The organism is Klebsiella sp. M041 (assembly GCF_059759695.1).
Genome location: NZ_JCAXWU010000009.1, coordinates 235,119 through 247,551, shown reverse-complemented (window position 1 = coordinate 247,551; position 12,433 = coordinate 235,119). Strand labels below are relative to the sequence as shown.

The 12,433-nt window shown below is 63.0% G+C and carries 12 protein-coding genes; 11 read left to right on the top strand and 1 reads right to left on the bottom strand.

Translation table 11 applies throughout. The annotated features are described in order from the left end of the window. Positions 1-512: 512 nt before the first annotated feature. Entirely contained in the window at positions 513-2,558 is a 2,046-nt protein-coding gene (paaZ, locus tag AC6CWS_RS14395; protein ID WP_050534148.1) for a phenylacetic acid degradation bifunctional protein PaaZ, read from the bottom strand. Between the two features lie 286 nt (positions 2,559-2,844). Between paaZ and paaA the strand changes: the two genes are divergently transcribed. The 11 genes from paaA to paaK are packed head-to-tail and all read left to right on the top strand — an operon-like array spanning position 2,845 to position 12,363. Beyond that, positions 2,845-3,774 carry a 1,2-phenylacetyl-CoA epoxidase subunit PaaA gene (gene paaA, locus AC6CWS_RS14390; RefSeq protein WP_065882215.1) on the top strand — a complete coding sequence of 310 codons (930 nt, stop codon included), beginning with the start codon at positions 2,845-2,847 and terminating at the stop codon, positions 3,772-3,774. An 11-nt stretch (positions 3,775-3,785) separates the two neighbouring features. Then, on the top strand, positions 3,786-4,073 hold the full coding sequence (gene paaB, locus AC6CWS_RS14385; protein WP_023289451.1) for a 1,2-phenylacetyl-CoA epoxidase subunit PaaB: 288 nt from the start codon (positions 3,786-3,788) through the stop codon (positions 4,071-4,073). A gap of 7 nt (positions 4,074-4,080) precedes the next feature. Beyond that, positions 4,081-4,836: a 1,2-phenylacetyl-CoA epoxidase subunit PaaC gene (gene paaC, locus AC6CWS_RS14380; protein ID WP_065882217.1), complete on the top strand. Its 756-nt coding sequence runs from the start codon at positions 4,081-4,083 to the stop codon at positions 4,834-4,836. Between the two features lie 11 nt (positions 4,837-4,847). Beyond that, on the top strand, positions 4,848-5,345 hold the full coding sequence (gene paaD, locus AC6CWS_RS14375) for a 1,2-phenylacetyl-CoA epoxidase subunit PaaD (protein WP_023289453.1): 498 nt from the start codon (positions 4,848-4,850) through the stop codon (positions 5,343-5,345). 7 nt (positions 5,346-5,352) lie between these two features. Next, positions 5,353-6,423, top strand: a complete 1,071-nt coding sequence (gene paaE / locus AC6CWS_RS14370) for a 1,2-phenylacetyl-CoA epoxidase subunit PaaE (RefSeq protein ID WP_023289454.1) — start codon at positions 5,353-5,355, stop codon at positions 6,421-6,423. Beyond that, positions 6,420-7,187: a 2,3-dehydroadipyl-CoA hydratase PaaF gene (gene paaF, locus AC6CWS_RS14365; RefSeq protein ID WP_023289455.1), complete on the top strand. Its 768-nt coding sequence runs from the start codon at positions 6,420-6,422 to the stop codon at positions 7,185-7,187. The genes paaE and paaF overlap by 4 nt, the downstream gene beginning before the upstream one ends. Before the next feature lie 2 nt (positions 7,188-7,189). After that, entirely contained in the window at positions 7,190-7,978 is a 789-nt protein-coding gene (paaG, locus tag AC6CWS_RS14360; protein WP_050534152.1) for a 2-(1,2-epoxy-1,2-dihydrophenyl)acetyl-CoA isomerase PaaG, read from the top strand. Next, positions 7,979-9,403 (top strand): 3-hydroxyacyl-CoA dehydrogenase, encoded by a 1,425-nt coding sequence (locus AC6CWS_RS14355; protein ID WP_072199070.1) that lies wholly within the window; start codon positions 7,979-7,981, stop codon positions 9,401-9,403. It begins immediately after the preceding gene. After that, positions 9,393-9,815, top strand: a complete 423-nt coding sequence (gene paaI, locus AC6CWS_RS14350; RefSeq protein WP_080901499.1) for a hydroxyphenylacetyl-CoA thioesterase PaaI — start codon at positions 9,393-9,395, stop codon at positions 9,813-9,815. The genes AC6CWS_RS14355 and paaI overlap by 11 nt, the downstream gene beginning before the upstream one ends. After that, the gene (pcaF, locus tag AC6CWS_RS14345; RefSeq protein WP_044522629.1) at positions 9,815-11,020 is read left to right on the top strand and encodes a 3-oxoadipyl-CoA thiolase; all 1,206 of its coding nucleotides are present in this window, start codon (positions 9,815-9,817) and stop codon (positions 11,018-11,020) included. Before paaI ends, pcaF begins: the two co-directional genes overlap by 1 nt. Positions 11,021-11,046: 26 nt before the next feature. Continuing rightward, positions 11,047-12,363: a phenylacetate--CoA ligase PaaK gene (paaK, locus tag AC6CWS_RS14340; RefSeq protein WP_023289460.1), complete on the top strand. Its 1,317-nt coding sequence runs from the start codon at positions 11,047-11,049 to the stop codon at positions 12,361-12,363. Positions 12,364-12,433: the final 70 nt, after the last annotated feature.

Here is a 12,433-nt window from a genome sequence, read left to right as displayed (position 1 = left end):
TGGCGGCTGCGCCTTACCCGGCCTACCTGTCCGGGTCTGACTGCCAGTAGGCCCGCGCAAGCGCAGCGCCGCCGGGCAAGGACAGCGGGCACGGAGCCGATTTTGTGCCGGGTGGCGGCTGCGCCTTACCCGGCCTACCTGTCCGGGTCTGACTGCCAGTAGGCCCGCGCAAGCGCAGCGCCGCCGGGCAAGGACAGCGGGCACGGAGCCGATTTTGTGCCGGTTGGCGGCTGCGCTTTACCCGGCCTGGAGGGTTCGTGCGACCTGTCCTTGATTGACCCACTTGCGCGACTGAAACTGCCGGGGCTGGCCGGAGCCCGGGGGGACAGGGGGCGGCGGCGACGGGCCGCCCTCTGTGCGCACCCTGCGCCGTAAGAGACATAACGCAGAGGACCAACCGGGAGCGCAAACTACGCTGAAGCCGCAGATAACATAAAGGACTTCCCGCGGCGAAACCGTTGCACACCGCTTGCAGTCTCAATGGCTCAAGGTTCGGCCAACAGATTCCGCCATTACGCCGGGAAATCCCCCTGCTGGCGCGCCACCAGGGTCAGAATGGAATACAGCGCCACCGCCTGCTGGTGCTGGTTGAAAATCTCCACCGCCCATTCCACCACGCCGGTAGCTTTCTCCTCGGCGCTACGCTGACGTTTAACGGTTTTCCGCTTACAGGTCAGACGCACCTGGATGGTGTCTCCCGGCTTGACCGGTTCAATAAAGCGCAGGTTTTCCATGCCGTAGTTGGCGATAACCGGCCCGACGCCGGCATCGACGAACAGACCGGCCGCCGCGGAGATCAGGAAATAACCGTGGACCACGCGCTCGCCGAAAATCGAGTCGGCGGCGGCGATTTTGTCCATGTGGGCGTAGAAATGGTCGCCGCTCAGACAGGCGAAGTTAACGATATCCGCTTCGGTCAGGGTCCGCCGCGGGGTCAGCAAACTGTCGCCGGGCTGGATCTCTTCGAAATATTTGCGGAACGGGTGAATGCGGTCTTCGCTCACCTGGGCGCCGCGCACCCACTGCTGGCCAATGGTCGCCAGCATCGTCGGGCTGCCCTGGACGGCGGTGCGCTGCATATAGTGTTTCACCGAACGCAGTCCGCCGAGCTCTTCGCCGCCGCCGGCGCGGCCGGGACCGCCGTGCACCAGCTGCGGCAGCGGCGAACCGTGGCCGGTTGACTCGACCGAGGACGCCTCGTTCAGTATCTGAATACGGCCATGGGCGCGGGCGGCGCCGAGGATAAACTCGCGCGCCAGTTCGCCGCTGGCGGTGACCAGCGTTCCCGCCAGGCTACCGCCGCCGGCACGAGCCAGCGCCAGGGCATGCTGGCGATCCTGGTAGGGCATCAGGGTCGCCACCGGACCAAAGGCTTCAATGGCGTGAACCGCCGGGGTTTCATCCGGCTGCGCGCAGTAGAGCAGCGTCGGCGGGAAAAAGGCCCCGGCCGCGCTGAGGTCCGCCTGTCCGCCAAGCAGCGCTTCGCAGCCGGCGGCAATCAGTTTATTGACGCTCTCCTGAACGTCCTGACGCTGCTCGTGATTAACCAGCGCCCCCATCTTAATCCCTTCCTGCGCCGGGTCGCCGACGGTCACTTTATGCAGGCGGGCGATCAGGGCATCGCTAACCGCATTGATCTGCGCCAACGGGACGATGATGCGGCGGATAGCGGTACATTTTTGCCCGGCTTTCGCCGTCATCTCGCGGACCACTTCCCGGATAAACAGCGCGAACTCCGGCTGCTCCGGCGTGACGTCTTCGCCTAACACACAGCAGTTGAGCGAATCCGCTTCCATGGTAAAGGGAATCGATTTGGCCACCAGGTTGGGGTGCGACCGCAGCTGCTGGCCGGTGGCGGCTGAGCCGGTAAAGGTCACCACGTCCTGGCTGTCGAGATGGTCGAGCAGATCGCCCGCGCCGCCGCAAATCAGGCTGATGGCGCCTTCCGGCACCAGGCCGCTGTCGACAATCGCCTTCACCATGGCCTGGGTGAGCTGGGCGGTAGCGGTGGCCGGTTTAACGATCGCCGGCATGCCGGCCAGCCAGGTGGGGGCCAGTTTTTCCAGCATTCCCCAGCAGGGGAAGTTGAAGGCGTTGATATGCACAGCGACGCCTGATTTTGAGGTCAGCACGTGACGCGCGGCAAAACCGCCCTGTTTAGAGAGCGGGATCAGCTCGTCTTCCGGCCACAGGATATCGTCCGGCAGTTCGCGACTACCGAGCCCGGCATAGGTGAAAAGGGTGCCGATGCCGCCTTCGATATCCACCCAGCTGTCGGCGCGGGTGGCGCCGGTTTGCGCGGAAATCGCGTAGAACTGGTCTTTCTGCTCCAGCAGATGTTTCGCTACCGCTTTTAACATCGCGCTGCGTTCAATAAAGGTCATGGCTTGCAGAGCCTGACCGCCGCGCTCAATTGCGAAGCGGCGCGCCTGCGCCATATCCAGGCCTTCGCTGGTCACCTCCCACAGCGCCGCGCCGGTGATGGCGTGATGGATAGTACGGGCGCGGCCCCGGCCGGTCTGCCAGGCGCCGGATAAGTAGCTGGCTAACTGCTGCATCGCGAATCTCCAAATATGTTACGTGGAATGTCTATAAATAGTTCTTTTATGAATCATAAAATGCAAGCGCGTATTTAATAAATTATTAACATTGTGATCGCGATGACGTTATGTTTTTGACCTAATTAACTGTATTTGTTGTGGTTTACAAAAGGTTTTGCGGAGGCTATCACAAAAAGAGTAAACAAAATTTGTGGTTTTCTTTAACCAATATGTAACCTTCAATAAACAAAGTGATTCACATAAACTGTTGTGATGTGAATATCGGAATCATAAAGGTGATGACGTGACAGAAGAACAACGCTTTGACCAGCGCATCGCGCAGGAAACGGCCATCGAACCGCAGGACTGGATGCCGGATGCCTATCGTAAAACCCTGATCCGTCAGATTGGTCAGCATGCGCACTCGGAAATCGTCGGCATGCTGCCGGAAGGCAACTGGATCACCCGGGCGCCCACTCTGCGCCGCAAAGCGATCCTGCTGGCTAAAGTGCAGGATGAGGCCGGCCACGGGCTGTATCTCTATAGCGCCGCGGAAACCCTCGGCTGCGCGCGGGAAGATCTGTATCAGAAGATGCTCGACGGGCAGATGAAATACTCCTCCATTTTTAACTACCCGACGCTGAGCTGGGCCGATATCGGCGTGATCGGCTGGCTGGTCGATGGCGCGGCCATCGTCAACCAGGTGGCGCTGTGCCGGACGTCCTACGGCCCCTATGCCCGGGCGATGGTCAAAATCTGCAAAGAAGAGAGCTTTCACCAGCGCCAGGGATTCGAAGCCTGCATGGCGCTGGCGCAGGGTAATGACGCTCAGCGGCAGATGCTGCAGGACGCCATTAACCGCTTCTGGTGGCCGGCGCTGATGATGTTTGGCCCCAGCGACGACAACTCGCCGAACAGCGCCCGCAGCATGGCGTGGAAAATCAAACTGCACTCCAACGACGAGCTGCGTCAACGCTTTGTCGACAACACCGTGCCGCAGGTGGAGATCCTCGGCATGACCGTCCCGGACCCGGAGTTGCACTTTGATGAAGCCAGCGGCCACTACCGCTTCGGCGAGATCGACTGGCAGGAGTTTAACGAGGTGATTAGCGGCCGTGGCGTGTGCAACCACGAGCGGCTGGCCGCCAAGCGTAAGGCCTGGGAAGAGGGCGAGTGGGTACGCGAAGCCGCGCTGGCCCATGCGCAAAAACAGCAGGCCCGCAGCGCGGCATAAGGAGAGACAACATGAGCAAAGTTTACTGGCCGTTATATGAAGTGTTCGTTCGCAGCAAACAGGGGCTTTCCCATCGTCACGTCGGCAGCCTGCATGCCGCCGACGATCAAATGGCACTGGAGAACGCCCGCGACGCCTACACCCGCCGCAGCGAAGGCTGCTCCATTTGGGTGGTGAAGGCCAGCGAAATCGTCGCCTCGCAGCCTGAAGCGCGCGGCGAATTCTTCGACCCGGCGGAAAGCAAAGTCTACCGTCATCCGACCTTCTATACCGTGCCGGACGGCATGGAACACATGTGAGGCGACGATGAATAACCACAATCCTGTAACCACCTACGCTCTGCGTCTTGGCGACAACGGCCTGGTGCTGGCCCAGCGCTTAGGCGCCTGGTGCGGCCATGCCCCGGAGCTGGAGATCGATCTCGCATTGGCCAATATCGGCCTCGATCTGCTTGGCCAGGCGCGCAACTTTTTGAGCTATGCCGCCGAGCTTAACGGCTGCGGCGATGAAGATACCCTGGCCTTTGGCCGCGATGAGCGCCAGTTCAGCAACCTGCTGCTGGTGGAGCAGCCGAACGGCAATTTTGCCGACACCATCGCCCGCCAGTTCTTTATCGACGTCTGGCACGTCGCCCTGTACAGCCGGCTGGTGAACAGCCGTGACGCGCAGCTGGCGGCCATTGCCGCCAAAGGGCTGAAAGAGGTGCGCTACCACCAGCGCTTCAGCCGCGGCTGGCTGGAGCGTCTTGGTCACGGCACCGAGGTTTCAAATCGCAAAATGCAGCAGGCGGTCGACAATCTGTGGCGCTTCACCGGCGAACTGTTCCTTGCCGATGACCTGGAGCTCAGCCTGGCCGGGGAGGGCATTGCGGTTGATCCGCGCGAGCTTCAGGCCGAATGGCAAAGCACCGTGCATACCGCGCTGCTTGACTCAGGCTTACCGGTCCCGCAGGAAGCGGCCTTTCGCAGCGGCGGCAAACAGGGGCTGCACAGTGAACATCTCGGCACGCTGCTGGCGGAGATGCAATATCTGCAGCGTTCCCATCCCGGCCTGCAGTGGTAAGGGAGGGGACGATGCAACGTTTAGATGACATCGCTCCCGCCGAGGTGCGCGCCATCTGGGGAGTGTTAAGCGCGATCCCGGACCCGGAAGTGCCGGTACTCACCATCACCGACCTCGGCATGGTGCGCAGCGTCGCGCGCCACGGCGACGGCTGGGTGATTGGCTTTACCCCGACTTATTCAGGGTGCCCGGCGACGGAGCATCTGCTGAGCGAGATCCGCGCGGTGATGAGCGAGCATGGTTATCTGCCGGTCCACATCGTCCTGCAGCTGGACCCGCCGTGGACCACCGACTGGATGAGCCAGGAGGCCCGCGAGCGCCTGCGCCAGTACGGCATCAGCCCGCCGCAGGGGCACGCCTGCCACGCGGAAATGCCCGCCGAGGTGAGTTGTCCGCGCTGCGGCAGCACCCGCACCTCGCTGATTAGCGAATTCGGTTCCACGGCCTGCAAAGCGCTCTATCGCTGCGACAGCTGCCGGGAACCCTTTGATTACTTTAAATGTATTTGAGGTTGCCATGACGACGTTCCATGCGCTTAAGGTCGCGAGAGTCGAGCCGGAAACCCGCGATGCGGTGACCATTACGTTTGCGATTCCGCAAGCCCTGCAGGCGGAGTACTGCTTTCGTCCGGGCCAACATCTGACGCTGAAAGCCCGACTGGGCGGTGAAGAGCTGCGCCGCTGTTACTCCATCTGCCGCAGCCCTACGCCGGGAGAGATCAGCGTCGCGGTCAAAGCCATCGACGGCGGGCGCTTCTCGCGCTTCGCCCAGCACGCTATCCAGCAGGGGATGGAGCTGGAGGTAATGGTGCCGCAGGGGCATTTCGGCTATCAGCCGCAGGCTGAACGGCAGGGCGACTATCTGGCGATCGCCGCCGGCTCCGGGATCACGCCGATGATGGCGATCGTTAGCGCCACCCTGGCCACCGAGCCGCACAGCCGCTTCACGCTGATCTACGGCAACCGCAGCAGCCACAGCATGATGTTCCGCCAGGCGCTGGCCGATTTAAAAGACCGCTATCCGCAGCGCCTGCAGGTGGTGCATCTGTTCAGCCAGGAGTCGATGGACAGCGATTTGCTGCAGGGGCGCATCGATGGCGACAAACTGCGCCAGCTCGCGGACCATCTGCTGGATTTCAGCCGTTTCGACGAGGCCTTTATCTGCGGCCCGGCGACGATGATGGATGAGGCGGAAACGACCCTGCGCGAGCTCGGCGTGCCGGAGCACGCCATTCATCTCGAACGCTTCAATACGCCGGGCGGCAGCGTTAAGCGCGCCGCCGGGGTGCAGGCGGAAGGGCGCACGGTAACCATCCGCCAGGACGGGCGCGATCGGCTGATCGCCCTCAGCGCCGAAGACGACAGCATTCTGGATGCCGCATTGCGCCAGGGGGCAGACCTGCCGTTTGCCTGCAAGGGCGGGGTGTGCGCCACCTGTAAATGCAAAGTGCTGCGCGGCGAAGTGGCGATGGCCGCCAACTATAGCCTCGAAGCGGATGAGCTGGCGGCGGGTTACGTGCTGAGCTGCCAGGCGCTGCCCACCAGCGGCGACGTGGTGGTCGACTTTGATGCGCGGGGGATGGCATGAGCGAGCTGATGATCCACCGCCATGGCCGGGTGCTGCAGCTGACGCTAAACCGTCCGCAGGCCCGCAACGCGCTGAACAATGCCTTATTAACCCGGATTGCCGAGGCGCTGGAGGCTGCGGCCGCTGATGACAACGTCAGCGTCTGCGTCATCAGCGGCAATCCGCGCTTCTTTGCCGCCGGAGCCGACCTGAACGAGATGGCGGAGAAAGATCTCCCGGCGACCCTGGATGATATCCGCCCGCGGCTGTGGGCGCGTATCGATGCCTTCCCCAAACCGCTGATCGCCTCGGTCAACGGTTACGCCCTCGGCGCGGGCTGCGAGCTGGCCCTGCTGTGCGACCTGATTGTCGCCGGGGACAACGCCCGCTTTGGCCTGCCGGAAATTACCCTCGGCATCATGCCGGGCGCTGGCGGCACCCAGCGGCTGATCCGCAGCGTTGGCAAGGCGCTGGCCAGCCGGATGGTGCTGAGCGGCGAGAGTATTGACGCCCGTCAGGCGCAGCAGGCCGGACTGGTAAGCGATATCCATCCGGCGGCGTTAACCGATGAATATGCCCTGCAACTGGCGACCACCATCGCCCGCCACGCGCCGTTGGCGCTCCGGGCGGCGAAACAGTCGCTGCGCCTGTCGCAGGAGGTGAGCCTGCAGGCCGGTCTCCAGCAGGAGCGCCAGCTGTTCACCCTGCTGAGCGCCACCGAAGACCGCCGCGAAGGCATCGACGCCTTCTTACAAAAACGTACCCCGGACTTTAAAGGACGCTAATCGTGGAAGCTTTCATTCTCAGCGCAGTGGAACAGGGCGTCATGACCATTACCCTCAATCGCCCGGACCGCCTCAACAGTTTTAACGACCTGATGCATCAACAGCTGGCGGAATGCCTGAAGCAGGCCGAGCGCGACGACGGCGTGCGTTGCCTGCTGATCACCGGCGCCGGCCGTGGCTTTTGCGCCGGCCAGGATTTGAACGACCGCAACGTCGACCCCAGCGGCCCGCCGCCGGATCTCGGCCTGTCGGTGGAACGCTTTTACAACCCATTAGTGCGTCGTCTGGCGGCGCTGCCGAAACCGGTGATTTGCGCGGTCAACGGCGTAGCCGCTGGCGCAGGGGCCACCCTGGCGCTGGGCTGCGATATCGTGCTGGCCGCGCGTTCGGCCAAGTTTGTGATGGCCTTCAGCAAGCTCGGGCTGGTGCCGGACTGCGGCGGCAGCTGGTTCCTGCCGCGGGTGGCCGGCCGCGCGCGCGCCATGGGGCTGGCGCTGCTGGGCGATAGCCTCAGCGCGGAACAGGCCGCGCAGTGGGGGATGATCTGGCAGCTGGTGGATGATGCCGAACTGGCGGACACCAGTCTGCAGCTGGCGCGCCATCTGGCGGCTCAGCCGACGTTGGGTCTTGGGTTGATTAAAAAGGCGCTGCTGGCGGCGGAAACCAACGGTCTCGACGCGCAGCTGGACCTGGAGCGCGATTATCAACGCCTCGCCGGGCGCAGCGATGATTATCGCGAAGGGGTCAGCGCATTTCTGGCCAAACGGCCACCACAGTTCAGCGGGAAATAGATGATGACGACATCCATAGCCAACGTGGCGGTGATCGGCAGCGGCACCATGGGGGCCGGCATCGCCGAAGTGGCGGCTGCCGCCGGGCATCCGGTGCTGATTTACGACATCGATCATCAGGCCATCGCCCGGGCGATCGAGGGTATTGCCAGGCGGCTCGCCTCACGGGTCGAGCGCGGCAAACTGGCGTCAGAGCAGGCCGACGCGCTGCTGGCACGCCTGCATCCGGCCCACGATTTAGCCGCGCTGGCCGACGCAGATTTAGTGATCGAAGCGGCCTCTGAACGCCTGGAGGTAAAAACGGCGCTGTTCGCGCAGCTGGCGGCGATCTGCGCGCCGTCAACGTTGCTCACCAGCAACACCTCGTCGATTTCGATTACCGCCATCGCCGCCGGAGTGAAGCATCCCGAACGCGTCGCCGGGCTGCACTTCTTTAATCCGGCGCCGGTCATGAAGCTGGTGGAGGTCGTCAGCGGCCTGGCGACGTCTGCGGAAGTGGTGGAGCAGCTGTGCCAGTGCGTGAGCGGCTGGGGGAAGCGGCCGGTGCGCTGCCGCTCGACGCCCGGCTTTATCGTTAATCGCGTGGCGCGTCCATTCTACGCCGAAGCCTGGCGGGCGCTGGAGGAGCAGGTGGCCGCCCCGGAGGTTATCGATGCCGCTTTGCGTGACGGCGGCGGTTTCCCGATGGGGCCCCTGGCGCTGACGGACCTGATTGGCCAGGACGTCAACTTCGCCGTGACCTGCTCGGTATTTAACGCTTTCTGGCAGGACCGCCGTTACCTGCCATCGCTCCTCCAGCAAGAGCTGGCGCTGGCCGGGCGGCTGGGCAAAAAGAGCGGCCATGGCGTCTATCGCTGGCCTGCGGAAGTCAGGACGGCGGCGGCGCTGCCGCCGGTTGCCCATGGCGCTCAATCCGTCATCACTATAAGTGACAGTGTCACCGAGCTGGACGAGCTGCTGTTGCTGGAGACCGAAGGCGAGACTGCCCTGGCGCTGAGCGTTAAGCATCGCCGTCCGGTGGTGGTGTATGACCTGTGCGCCAGCGATACGGTGGTGCTGGCCGCAGCGGCGACCAACGCGCCGGCGGCGACGGACAAAGCGGTGCACTACTTCCAGCAGCAGGGCAAGAACGTGCTGCGTATCGCCGATTATCCCGGCCTGCTGGTGTGGCGCACGGTGGCGATGCTGATTAACGAAGCGCTGGATGCACTACAGAAAGGGGTGGCCAGCGCACAGGATATCGATACCGCCATGCGTCTGGGCGTCAATTACCCGCAGGGCCCGCTGGCGTGGGGGGACAGCCTCGGCTGGCGCCGCGTGCTGCGCCTGCTGGAGAACCTGCACCACCATTATGGCGAGGAGCGCTATCGCCCCGGCTCCCTGTTGCGCCAGAAGGCGCTGATGGAGAAGCATCATGAGCAATGATGCCTGGCGCAACGCGCGCGCGATGTACGAAAAAGATACCTGCGCCAGAACGATGGGGATCGAACTCATCGAAATGGACGACGGTTTTGCGCAGATGACCATGACCGTCTCGCCGGACATGCTTAACGGCCATCAAACCTGCCACGGCGGTCAGCTATTTACCCTTGCCGATACCGCTTTCGCCTACGCCTGTAACAGCCAGGGGCTGGCGGCGGTGGCTTCGGCGGCCAGCATTGATTTTCTCCGCCCGGCGTTTGCCGGCGACCGGCTGGTCGCCACCGCCAGAGTCAAACAGCAGGGCAAGCTGACCGGGGTCTACGACATTGAAATTGTTAATCAACAGCAAAAAATTGTGGCCCTGTTTCGCGGCAAATCGCACCGCATCGGCGGCACAATCACAGGAGATGTGTAATGCGCGAGGCCTTTATTTGTGACGGGATCCGCACGCCGATTGGCCGCTACGGCGGCGCGCTGGCCAGCGTGCGCGCCGACGACCTGGCGGCGATCCCGCTGCGTGCGCTGCTGAGCCGCAACCCCAGGCTTGACCCGACCGCGATCGATGATGTGATTTACGGTTGCGCGAATCAGGCGGGCGAAGATAACCGCAATGTGGCGCATATGGCGACGCTGCTGGCCGGCTACCCGCATACGGTGCCGGGAACCACCCTCAACCGCCTGTGCGGCTCCGGGCTGGACGCCGTCGGTTTTGCCGCCCGGGCGATCAAAGCCGGCGATGCCGATCTGCTGATCGCCGGCGGCGTGGAGTCGATGTCGCGCGCGCCGTTTGTGATGGGGAAGGCCAGCGCGCCGTATCAGCGTCAGGCGGAGCTGTTCGACACAACCATTGGCTGGCGTTTTGTGAACCCGCTCATGGCGCAACACTTCGGAACTGACAGCATGCCGGAAACCGCCGAGAATGTAGCCGAATTGTTAAATATCAGCCGCGCCGATCAGGATGCTTTCGCCTGGCGCAGCCAGCAGCGCACGGCGCAGGCCCAGCGCGACGGCATTCTGGCGCAGGAGATCGTGCCGGTGCAGGTTGTCGGCCGGAAAGGGGCGCTTAGCGACGTGCGCGAGGACGAGCATCCGCGACCGGAAACCACGCTTGAGCAGCTGGCGCAACTGAAAGCGCCGTTCCGTCAAGGCGGCGTCATTACCGCGGGCAATGCTTCCGGCGTCAACGACGGCGCCGCGGCGCTGATCATCGCCAGCGAACAGCAGGCCGCTAGCCAGGGGCTCACGCCGCGGGCGCGGATCGTGGCGATGGCGACGGCGGGCGTCGAGCCGCGCCTGATGGGACTGGGGCCGGTACCGGCGGTGCGTAAAGTGCTGGAGCGGGCGGGGCTCAATATTAACGATATGGATCTGATTGAGCTGAATGAGGCCTTCGCCGCCCAGGCGCTGGGGGTGCTCAGACAGCTCGGCGTGCCGGACGATGCGGCGCATGTGAATCCCAACGGCGGCGCCATCGCTTTAGGCCATCCGCTGGGCATGAGCGGCGCGCGTCTGGCGCTGAGCGCCAGCCTTGAGCTGCAGCGCCGCGGCGGGCGCTATGCGTTGTGTACGATGTGTATTGGCGTGGGTCAGGGCATCGCCATGATCCTCGAGCGAGTGTGAGCTAATTTACCTGCGAGTACCCTACAATGATAACTACTACAAAATTAGATCCGATTGAAACCGCCTCGCGTGATGAGCTGCAGGCCCTGCAAACCCAGCGTCTGAAGTGGACGCTGAATCATGCGTATAACAATGTGCCAATGTATCGTCGTAAATTCGACGCCGCAGGCGTGCACCCTGACGACTTCCGCGAACTGAGCGACCTGACCAAATTCCCGTGCACCACCAAACAGGATCTGCGCGACAACTATCCCTTCGATACTTTCGCGGTGCCGATGGAGCAGGTGGTGCGCATTCATGCCTCATCCGGCACCACCGGCAAACCGACGGTGGTGGGTTATACGCAAAACGATATTGATAACTGGGCCAATATCGTCGCCCGTTCGCTGCGCGCCGCCGGCGGCACGGCGAAAGATAAAATTCACGTCGCCTACGGCTACGGCCTGTTTACCGGCGGCCTTGGCGCGCACTACGGCGCGGAACGCTTAGGCGCGACGGTGATCCCGATGTCCGGCGGACAGACCGAAAAACAGGCGCAGCTGATCCGCGATTTCCAGCCGGATATGATCATGGTGACGCCCTCATACTGTCTGAATCTGATTGAAGAGCTGGAGCGCCAGATGGCCGGCGATGCCCGCGGCTGTTCATTACGCGTCGGCGTCTTTGGCGCCGAGCCGTGGACCCTGGCGATGCGCGCGGAGATCGAGCGCCGGCTGGGGATCACCGCCCTGGATATTTACGGTCTGTCAGAGGTGATGGGCCCGGGGGTGGCGATGGAGTGTCTGGAAACCGTTGACGGCCCGACCATCTGGGAAGACCACTTCTTCCCGGAAATCGTTAACCCGGACGACGGCACGCCGCTGGCCGATGGCGAACACGGCGAACTGCTGTTCACCACGCTGACCAAAGAGGCGCTGCCGGTGATCCGCTATCGTACCCGCGATCTGACGCGCCTGCTGCCGGGCACCGCGCGCACCATGCGCCGTATGGACCGCATCAGCGGACGCAGCGACGATATGCTGATCATCCGCGGGGTTAACGTCTTCCCGTCGCAGCTGGAAGAAGAGATCCTTAAGTTTGAACACCTGGCGCCGCACTACCAGCTGGAGGTGAATCGCCGCGGCCATCTCGATTCGCTGGCGGTGCGCGTGGAGCTGAAAGAGAGCGGGCTGGCCCTGAGTCACGAGCAGCGCTGCCAGATTTGTCACCAGCTGCGCCACCGCATTAAGTCGATGGTCGGGATCTCCACCGATATCACCATCGTCAACTGCGGCAGCATTCCGCGCTCTGAAGGCAAAGCCTGTCGCGTATTCGACCTGCGTAAAGCGGTGGTCAGCGGTTAATTCTCTCCCAGATAACCCGGCTGAGGCCTTTACGCCGTAGGCCGGGAATTTCCTGTGCTATGATTCATAA

Coding starts and splice junctions, on each gene's coding strand:
- paaZ (WP_050534148.1), bottom strand. CDS start 2,558: ATGCAGCAGTTAGCCAGCTACTTATCCGGCGCCTGGCAGACCGGCCGG.
- paaB (WP_023289451.1), top strand. CDS start 3,786: ATGAGCAAAGTTTACTGGCCGTTATATGAAGTGTTCGTTCGCAGCAAA.
- paaC (WP_065882217.1), top strand. CDS start 4,081: ATGAATAACCACAATCCTGTAACCACCTACGCTCTGCGTCTTGGCGAC.
- paaD (WP_023289453.1), top strand. CDS start 4,848: ATGCAACGTTTAGATGACATCGCTCCCGCCGAGGTGCGCGCCATCTGG.
- paaE (WP_023289454.1), top strand. CDS start 5,353: ATGACGACGTTCCATGCGCTTAAGGTCGCGAGAGTCGAGCCGGAAACC.
- paaF (WP_023289455.1), top strand. CDS start 6,420: ATGAGCGAGCTGATGATCCACCGCCATGGCCGGGTGCTGCAGCTGACG.
- AC6CWS_RS14355 (WP_072199070.1), top strand. CDS start 7,979: ATGATGACGACATCCATAGCCAACGTGGCGGTGATCGGCAGCGGCACC.
- paaI (WP_080901499.1), top strand. CDS start 9,393: ATGAGCAATGATGCCTGGCGCAACGCGCGCGCGATGTACGAAAAAGAT.
- pcaF (WP_044522629.1), top strand. CDS start 9,815: ATGCGCGAGGCCTTTATTTGTGACGGGATCCGCACGCCGATTGGCCGC.
- paaK (WP_023289460.1), top strand. CDS start 11,047: ATGATAACTACTACAAAATTAGATCCGATTGAAACCGCCTCGCGTGAT.